This window comes from Flavobacterium sp. KH_035, from assembly GCF_057839565.1.
Window position 1 is genome coordinate 2,539,156 of record NZ_CM174492.1, and the last position, 8,328, is coordinate 2,547,483.

7 protein-coding genes and 1 pseudogene are annotated in these 8,328 nt (G+C 29.6%); 5 read left to right on the plus strand and 3 right to left on the minus strand.

The annotated features are described in order from the left end of the window. The first annotated feature begins 8 nt into the window (after nt 1–8). The 3 genes from AC3IS6_RS10645 (at nt 9) to AC3IS6_RS10655 (ending at nt 2,370) form a co-directional block, all read left to right on the plus strand. On the plus strand, nt 9–1,364 hold the full coding sequence (locus AC3IS6_RS10645) for a S41 family peptidase (protein ID WP_489164850.1): 1,356 nt from the start codon (nt 9–11) through the stop codon (nt 1,362–1,364). Between the two features lie 36 nt (nt 1,365–1,400). Then, complete coding sequence (locus AC3IS6_RS10650) at nt 1,401–1,676, plus strand: hypothetical protein (protein ID WP_489164852.1); 276 nt, start codon at nt 1,401–1,403, stop codon at nt 1,674–1,676. 460 nt (nt 1,677–2,136) lie between these two features. Continuing rightward, nucleotides 2,137–2,370, plus strand: coding sequence for a hypothetical protein (locus AC3IS6_RS10655; protein ID WP_489164854.1), 234 nt, complete (start codon nt 2,137–2,139; stop codon nt 2,368–2,370). Between the two features lie 148 nt (nt 2,371–2,518). Here AC3IS6_RS10655 and AC3IS6_RS10660 read toward each other — a convergent pair whose 3' ends face one another. The 3 genes and pseudogenes from AC3IS6_RS10660 to AC3IS6_RS10670 form a co-directional block, all read right to left on the minus strand. After that, on the minus strand, nt 2,519–3,262 hold the full coding sequence (locus AC3IS6_RS10660) for a thioesterase II family protein (protein WP_489164855.1): 744 nt from the start codon (nt 3,260–3,262) through the stop codon (nt 2,519–2,521). A 181-nt stretch (nt 3,263–3,443) separates the two neighbouring features. Continuing rightward, a pseudogene (locus AC3IS6_RS10665) lies at nt 3,444–3,766 on the minus strand (transposase family protein); the annotation flags it as partial. Beyond that, a complete protein-coding gene (locus AC3IS6_RS10670; protein WP_489164856.1) occupies nt 3,767–4,468 on the minus strand; it encodes a 4'-phosphopantetheinyl transferase family protein in 702 nt (233 codons plus the stop codon). It lies immediately after the preceding pseudogene. A gap of 572 nt (nt 4,469–5,040) precedes the next feature. Here AC3IS6_RS10670 and AC3IS6_RS10675 point away from each other — a divergent pair. Beyond that, nucleotides 5,041–6,729, plus strand: a complete 1,689-nt coding sequence (locus AC3IS6_RS10675; RefSeq protein WP_489164858.1) for a cyclic peptide export ABC transporter — start codon at nt 5,041–5,043, stop codon at nt 6,727–6,729. A 132-nt stretch (nt 6,730–6,861) separates the two neighbouring features. Continuing rightward, nucleotides 6,862–8,313: an aspartate aminotransferase family protein gene (locus AC3IS6_RS10680; protein WP_489164859.1), complete on the plus strand. Its 1,452-nt coding sequence runs from the start codon at nt 6,862–6,864 to the stop codon at nt 8,311–8,313. The last annotated feature ends 15 nt before the right edge of the window (nt 8,314–8,328 follow it).

Sequence of the window (8,328 nt, forward strand, 5' to 3'; positions counted from 1 at the left end):
ATTAAAAAATGAAATACTTATATTATAGTAGAATATTTATTTTTCTTTTACTTTCTTTTTTAATCCTTTCCTGTGAAAGTGATGATGCACCAATAATTTACAATAAAGATTCTAATGAATATGTAAATGAATGGATGTACCTTCAAATGAAAAAGTATTATCGTTGGAGTACAACAATGCCGGCTGAGGGTAATTTATCCTTAAATCCTAAGGAGTATTTTAAAAAATTATTGCAAAAAGAGGATGCCTATTCTTATGCCATTCATCCTGCATTGCCCGACACTGCACCACAAAGTCTTAGACGGAGCTTTGGGTTTGATGTGTCTTTTGTCGAATTTGGAGGAAAATATTATGGCGTAATATTATATACATTGGCAGGTTCTCCCGCCAAAAACAATGGTTTGCAAAGGGGGCAGCTGATCACTAAAATCGATGGAACAGTTTTGAACGCAGGAAACTACGAGCAATTGTATAAAAATATGGTAAGTGCAGCAAAGTTAAATCTGGAGATGATTTCATTTTCTTCGAAATCCGGTTTTTCCAATCCAAAAGAAATTTCAGTATTGCAGGGATTTAGTTTTTCCCAGCCAATTCCATATCAAATTATTTCAGATAAAAATGCTAAGATTGGCTATATTGAAATTCCACATTTTGATGTCGGTCAGGCGCAGCAATTTTTACAAATCTTTCAGGAATTAAAAAACAAATCGATTACTGAACTTGTATTGGATTTAAGATATAATGGAGGAGGGGATATTGCATCTGCAACCGCGCTAAGTATTATCCTGGCTCCAAATATTAAAGCAACTGACCTTTTTATTAAGTTTGAAGGAAATGCTAACGGGGGGAATGTCGATCAATCATTTGAGCAAGCCTTAAAAAGTAATGAAGCAAAAATAAGTTTTGATGCTTTGCGCGGTGTTCATCTGTCAATAAACAGAGTACATATATTGTGTGGAAGCCGCACCGCATCTGCATCAGAGCTTATAATCAATAATCTTAAACCTTACATGAATGTAATTGCTTTGGGCGGGAAAACTTTTGGGAAAGATGTGGCAGGATTTCCAATAGAAGACGATCGAATTCCCGGAAGTAAAGGCTGGGTACTATATCCGTCTATTTATAAGCTGTTTAATTCCAGACATGAAGGTGGTTATTCTAAAGGAATAGATCCCAATATTTATACAGATGAACTTCAGGAATTAGAAGTTTTTCCTTTAGGGAATCGTTCAGAAATTCTGTTAAGTACAGCATTGAGAAGCATCTCAGGAAATACCGGTAAAATGAAAGCTACAGAATTACGATTATTGACGCTGTCTAAAGTCTATGCAGATTCGGATCCATTATTACGTTTTAACCCTTAATATTTTTTTAATTTTTAGTCAAATAGTAATGTTATTATGCAAGGAATAAATTCTAAAGAGCATCGGATCTTGCTGACAGCTTTTCATAAATTCGAACATCTTTCTACTGTTTATAAAAATAAAATTGAAGAGGCTGAAGATGCCAGAACGCGAAAAGCTATGGAAGAACTGGATGCTCTATATGATAAATTTCAGTTATTGTATACTGAGCTTGAAAAATGCACTAAAGCTTATGAGATTAAGAAAAAATCTACAAGAAGTATTCTTAATAGAAGCGTCCGGAAATTGATTCCCATTGCAGAAAAAAAATAAGAATTTCTCAAGTTAAATCATATTGTATTAGGGCAGAAAGGGCAACATAAGTAGTAAGAATATAAAAAAAAACCTTAGTTAAATCTGAGAAAAAAAGCCATTAAACTCTGATGTCTATAGGCTTTTGATTTTTAAAGCTTCTTTTTAAATTTCTACTGGCTTTGATCTAAAAGGAATTATCCCTTTCATTTTGCATCGTTGAGCTTATCATTTTGATAGGTATTAGCAAGTTAAAAAACAAATATAAGTTTATAACTTATTGGTTTTTAGTTTTTTATTTTGTGTTAAGTTGTTTTGGTACATCAATTGCATTTAAAGGGAAAATCAAAACAACCATTGTATTCCATAGGAAATCAATTCTTATTAACTATTATTTTATGCTCATTTTGGGAAGTAAACACAAAGGCAAAAAAACAAAAAAACAAAAAAACAAAACAACAAAACAACAAAAAATCAGTTATTGACACCGTTTAATTATGAAATAAAGAGAGACTTTACTCATGGGTTAGATTTGATAAAGATAAACGGAGAAGTATCATATGGATTTTCAGGAGGCATATCAACAGCTTTTAGAAAATTCACCAACAAAAAACTGACAATAATTCTTTTGGCAAACGGAATGTTTATTCCCACAGACAAGTTAAATGAAATAAATGAAGTAGTAAATAACGTTGCAAGTATTGCATTTGAATAATTAAAGTAGGGGAGGAAACAATTCGGATATATTTCTTAAAAGAATCTATCTTAGTTTTGAGACAGATTCTTTTAAGAAATATATTAGGTTATCATTATCTTAACTAAGTAAAATGAATAATAAAACTATTTAAAGATAATAAATTTAATTAAGCATAAGTAGATCCAATAGTAACAGCAGTTCGAGATATTTTTTTTGCAATTGCTTCAGCATGTTTAAAAATAAAAAAATGATCTCCCTCTAACAATTCAAACGTGCAAGGAAGTGACGTTTCATTCTGCCATGCTTTCATATCAGTTAATGATGTTTTTTCTTCACCTATTCCAATTTCATCTTTGCCCATGCAAACATGGATAGGAATTGAAAATGGCTTTTCCATGGCTAAAAATTCATAATCTTCAATAGCTTTAAAATCAGATTTCATTATCGGATAATATAGTTCCAAAAGTTCCTTGCATTGAAGTATTTCTTGTGGCAAACCACCTATTTTTTCAACTTCTTTCCAGAAAATAGTTTCAGGTAATAATGATTTTTTAGTGTCAAATCGACTAAAACCTGGAGCTCCCCTTCCTGTAAAAAAAAGAGATGTAGGTTGTTTTAGTTTTTTCTCAATAATTTTCTTTGTAAGCTCATATCCTAACAATGTCCCCATACTATGGCCATATATTACATAATTACTATTTTCGATAAGAGGAATGATTTGATTCAATAAGTCGTCAACTAATTCATTAACTGTAACTAAAAGATCTTCCCTGAATCGGTTTCCACGGCCTGGAGATTCTAATGTAACCCAATTTAAATTCTTTGGAACGTATTTCTCTATACTATTAAAACTGTATCTGTTACCTCCAGCAAAAGGAAGTGCGATAATTTTATTTCTATTGTCATTCATAATTTTTAGGTTCGAAATTTATTAAAATGAAACTTCAGATTTTATCATTTTACTTTTTCAAAATATAGTAAAAAAGATAAATTTAGATTGTATAAATTATAAGAATTAACCCATTGGGTGTACTTAAATAGTTTTGATTCTTAATATTGTTTATTGATCTGTCAAATATAAATTTATTGACTTATTGAACCAATGTTGATGTTGTAATTTTGGCCAAAATTCAGGTGCTAAAACTTTGAAAAGTTTGGATAATTTCTTCTGATTAGAAATTGATTGAACAAATGAGAAAATAGTGTTTCAATTCTTTTTCGTGATTTTCTAAAACTATAAACGTATAGTTTATAGTTTTTTATTAATCCTTTTTTGAATTTCTAAGGATATCCTAATGCTCTGAAATAATTATAATTGAATTGATTATGACAATTAGCCTTTGTCGCCAAGCAAAATGTAGGCAGACATTTGATGTTTAATGTTTTTTAAAAAATGTATCTCATGAACTTTTGCTTATGTAATATAATTTTTTATTATATTAACCTCCTTTTGCGCTACTTTAATTTCCTTAAGTCCAGAGGTAAAATCAGCTTCGAAAAAACTAAATGCTGGATTTTTTGCAGTAGTAGCAAGATACGCACATATATTTTCATGAAGAATTAATTCTGTTAAATACCATGTATTTTTATCGTAAATTACTTGATTATTGATTATCTCGATATCTAAAAAAGGAATAGATAAGCCTTTTCCTTCCGCCTTCATTACACTTTCTCTCATGGTCCAAAATCTATAGAATGCTATCTTTGGATTTGAAGAACTTACAATTTTTTGCCATTGTTTATCTGACATAATATTTTTATAATCAGTAAAATCAATATTTTTAATTGACTCAATATCAATGCCAAGCTTCATTTTTTGAGCAATAGCACAAACAACAAATTTACCAGAATGAGAGATAGTAAAATCTATCTCATCATTCAAAAAAGGTTTCCCGTATTCATTGTATTTAATGTTAGACACCATATTTTTTTTTAGACCAATTTTATCTAGTGATTCCATAAGTAGGAGTCTTCCCAGTAAGAATGCATGCTGATCTTGCCATCTGCGGTAATTCATGCATTTTTTTTTAATGTCTAATGGTAAATATTGGAATAGACTAGACCAACTATTCGATGATAGTGGTAAATCAAATTGACTATAAAAGACTTGTATCAAAAAAAAGCTTTTTAAACATTAGGCAAATCAAATAGCCATGATGTTTTTTGTTAAAAAATAGTTTGCGAATGTCTACAAATAAAGTATTAAATCCTAAATATTTTTGTAAAAGAACCATTTTATTTTTATTGGAACAAATTGTTTTAGATATTTTTTTTATATGTAAAAACCGATAATTTGTGATACAATTACAAGACTATTTTAAAGCATTTTATAATGTTTGAAAACAAAATGCAATAGTTGGTCAAGTTGATTTGTTAGTTAAGTCGGTAGATGATTAAATCCCAGCTAATATAGTTTTGTTTGTTTAAATCGTTGGTGGGGATACTTTTATGGTAAAAGAAGGAACTAGTGTATAGAAAAAGTCAATATTTATCAATGTTAAATAATTAAAAGTATTCCTTTTTTACGGTTTCCCGTAAGGAAAAGATTGTTTAAAAGTATACATTCGTTGCATCTTTGAGATAATATTATGAATCAATGTTTAAATCGGTATAATTTCCGAATTCTACCTTGTTTTATGATACCTTAAAATAATAAGCCCTAAATCTAATTTATTTAAATTTCTAAAGTTGGAAAAAATAACTTTTCTTAAAGTATTAAAATTAAAATTGAATGTAGCATTACCATTGCTGGGATTGTTTGCAGTAATTAATGGTTTGTGGAGCAGTAGCTTACTGATGTTGGTTAGTAATAAAGTAGCAGGTACACCATTACCTTTTTTTAGTGATTATGACTGGTTTATTTACTTAGTTTTAGTTATAACCTCTTTCGTACTTACCTATTATTTTAAAAGATATATGATAAAGGTAACGTTGAATTTTGGTAAAGAAATGACACTTCAGATTATTAATAAACTTCGATTATCAAATTATGAGGCTTATTTACGTATTGGAGAGGCAAGAGTTAGAACAGCAATGTCAGATATAGGAAGATTGGAATCATTACCAGAAGTTTTTATTGTTTTTTTTAATGCGTTGATAATGATCATCGCTGGTATAGGTTATATGTTTTGGCTTTATCCAAAAGGAGCAGTAATGATTATAATTCTAATAATAGTATTAGCCTTTATTTATGTATATCGAAATGAAGCTATTCAAAAAAGTATGAATAAAGAAAGAGATCTTGATGATAGCTTTATGGAAAATTACAATGATTTTTTACATGGCTTCAATAAGATCAAGATGAGTACTAAAAGAAGTGATTCTATTTTTTTTAATCACATTGTCAAAAACCGTGAGAGTGCCATAAAATTAAGTATTAAGGCTGAGCTGTCAGCATTTGGCAATGATTTAATAGGGCAATACTCTTTTTACATTATAATTGGCGCGATACTTTTTGTATTGCCTTTAATTTTTAAACTTGATCAAATTGTTATTTCGGGTTTTATGGTTGCTTTATTATTTTTAATGGGGCCAATAACGATTTTTATAAATCTCATGAAAAATGTTATAGCTTATAAAATTGCATTTGAAAGAGTTAATCAGTTCAATGAAATTGTTGCAGGTAATTTGAAAGATTCTGATTCTTTACAGAAATCGATAGCTACTAATTCTTTACCGGAGTTTAAAGACCTTTACATTAATAATATGAGTTATTACCATGTTGATGATAAAGAGTCAATTAGTTTTGAGTTAAAACCAATCAATTTAAAAATTACGAGAGGAGAAGTTATTTTTATTTCTGGAGGTAACGGCAGTGGAAAAAGTACTTTTATTAATTTATTATCAGGGCTTTATCTTCCTAAATCGGGTGAGATAATTTATAATGATGTAATTATTGACAAGGAAAACAGATCGGATTATAGAGACATGATATCTTGTATTTTTTCTGATGACTATCTGTTTTCAGAGAATTATGATGATTTTAATTTACTTCCTTCAAATGATGATTTAAGCAAACTTTTAGAAAGAATGAAACTTAATGGAATCATTCGACAGGACGTAGCTAATAACAGAATATTTCAAAGTTTATCCAGCGGGCAAAAGAAAAGATTAGCCTTAATATATTCTATATTGGAAGACAAAGATATTTTTATTTTTGATGAGTGGGCTGCAGAGCAAGATCCCGATTTCAGAAAATATTTTTACGAAAGTATAATTCCTGAATTAAAAAGTAAAGGAAAAACGGTAATTGCAATAACTCATGATGACGCCTACTATAAATTTTGTGATCGATTGATAAAATTTAATTATGGAAAGATGTTAGATACAGAAACTAGTTTCAATCCGTCAGTTCTGGTATCAGAAAACATAAAGTAATATTCCCTTTAAACATTACTTGAGAATGTATTTTTTATATTCTATTTAATATAAGATTTATGTTTTTTAAAACTCAAAGATTAACCCTTAATTATTTACAATTTAAAATTAGTTCAATAGCCCTTAAAGTTAATGAATTCAATTTTTAATGCTTTTAAATTAGTAACTAAAAAAACTATTCAATATATGGAATCGCTTAAAAAGTATCATTTGTCACAAGGTGCAAAAATTGTTTCATCTTCGTTACCTGGAGATAAATCAAAAGTTTTATTAGAATTACAGAAGAATATTGAAGGTAGTGTTGTCTCATATCCAAAGAAAATGCCTATTGCTTTAAAACGTGCAAAAGGTAGTATTGTAGAAGATGTTGATGGAAATCAATTTATTGATTTTTTTGGAGGTTGTGGAGTTCTAAATGTAGGACATAGTAATGATTTTGTATTAGAATATGTTAAGGAACAACAAGAGGAGTTGATTCATGCGTTGGATTTTCCTACCGAAAATAAAATTTTCTTAATTCAAAAAATATTAAATAGTCTGCCAGCAGAAATAAGGGAAGATTATAAAGTTAGTTTTGGAGGACCGACTGGTTCAGATGCAGTGGAAGCTGCAATAAAGCTGGCAAAAATTAAAACAGGACGTGATGGTATTATTGCTTTTTCTGGAGGATATCATGGAATGACTTCAGGGGCATTGGCAGTTACATCTGATACTTTTTTTCGAAAAAAAATAAGCTCTCTGATTCCGAATGTACATTTTGTTCCTTATAGTTATTGCTACAGATGCCCTTTTAGTAAAAATAGTAATAATTGTGATTATGATTGTGCAACACATTTTGAATGGATATTAGAAAACGGACATTCAGGGGTAACTCTTCCAGCGGCAATTATATTAGAACCAATACAAGGAGAAGGAGGAAATATTGTCCCTAGGTCCGGATTTTTAGAGCGTATAGTTAAAATAGCCAATAAGTATGGTGTTATTGTCATTTTTGATGAAATTCAAAGTGGTTTTTACAGAACAGGAAGTTTTCTGGAATTCATGAATACAAAAGCAATTCCTGATATTATAACATTTTCTAAAGGTTTTGGAGGAATTGGATTTCCAATTTCAGGGTTAATATATAAAAGAGAAATTGAAGCATGGGAGACAGCAGAGCACATAGGTACATTTAGAGGTAATCAGGTAAGTATAGCTGCTGCTAGAGGAGCATTTGATTTTATTGAAAAATATGAAATAGAAGAATATTCGAAAGTAATTGGGGCTTATCTAAAAAAGCAATTAAATAGTTTGGCATTGGATAATTCATTTATAGGAGAAGTTCGTGGAAGAGGTATGATGATAGGTGTCGAGTTTGTAAAAGATAAAGTCACTAAAGAACCTTTTTCAGAATATCTTGTAAAATTCAGAAATGAATGTTTTAAAAGAGGGTTATTGTTCGAAGTAGGTGGCCATTATAATAATGTACTTAGACTAGTTCCTCCATTAATTACGACTCATGATATAGTTGATGCAGCAATAATAATAATGAAGGATGCTTTTGTTGTTTGTAATAATGAATATCTAAAACAAACCCTGGTTTAATTCCAATAAATATTA